The organism is Pseudomonas kitaguniensis (assembly GCF_009296165.1).
Lineage (GTDB): Bacteria > Pseudomonadota > Gammaproteobacteria > Pseudomonadales > Pseudomonadaceae > Aquipseudomonas > Aquipseudomonas kitaguniensis.
Genome location: NZ_VUAZ01000258.1, coordinates 1 through 719, shown reverse-complemented (window position 1 = coordinate 719; position 719 = coordinate 1). Strand labels below are relative to the sequence as shown.

The 719-nt window shown below is 63.3% G+C and carries 1 pseudogene; it reads left to right on the top strand.

The window, feature by feature from the left end:
* Positions 1-699: pseudogene (locus F0169_RS27240) on the top strand (methyl-accepting chemotaxis protein); the annotation flags it as partial.
* Positions 700-719: the final 20 nt, after the last annotated feature.

The window sequence follows — 719 nt, the reverse complement described above, 5'->3', positions numbered from 1 at the left end:
GCGGCGGTAGACGAAGTGGCGAGCAATGCTGTGTCGACGTCGGAAGCGTCCCGCCAGGCCACCACCGAAGCCGAGGATGGGCGCAAGCAAGTGGAGCAGGCCGTGTCGGGCATGGGTTCGATGGTGGTCGAGATCAACGACTCGACGCAATCGGTCGTGGACCTCGCCAACCAGGTGCGCGAGATCGGCAAGGTGATTGACGTGATCCGTGGCATCGCCGACCAGACTAACCTGCTGGCGCTCAATGCTGCCATCGAAGCCGCGCGTGCCGGCGAGCAAGGCCGAGGGTTTGCGGTGGTGCCGATGAGGTGCGCGCGTTGGCGCATCGCACCCAAACCTCCACGGTCGACATTGAAAAAATGATTGGCGAGGTACAGGTTGGCGCCGACGAAGCGGTGGCCGCGATGAACAAGAGCCTGACGTGGGCGAACAACACCCAAAGCCTGGCGGAAAACGCCGGCGAAGCGCTGCAGCGAATCACTGCCAGCGTGTCGAAAATCAACGAGCGCAACCTGGTGATCGCCTCCGCCTCCGAAGAGCAAGCCCAAGTGGCGCGCGAAGTGGACCGCAACCTGCTTAACATCCAGGACCTGTCGACCCAGACCGCCGCCGGCGCCCACCAGACCAACGCCTCCAGCCAAGCACTCGTCGCGCCTGGCCACCTCGTTCAATACGTTGGTCAGCAAGTTCCAGCTCTAACCCTCCATTACCGACGCCTG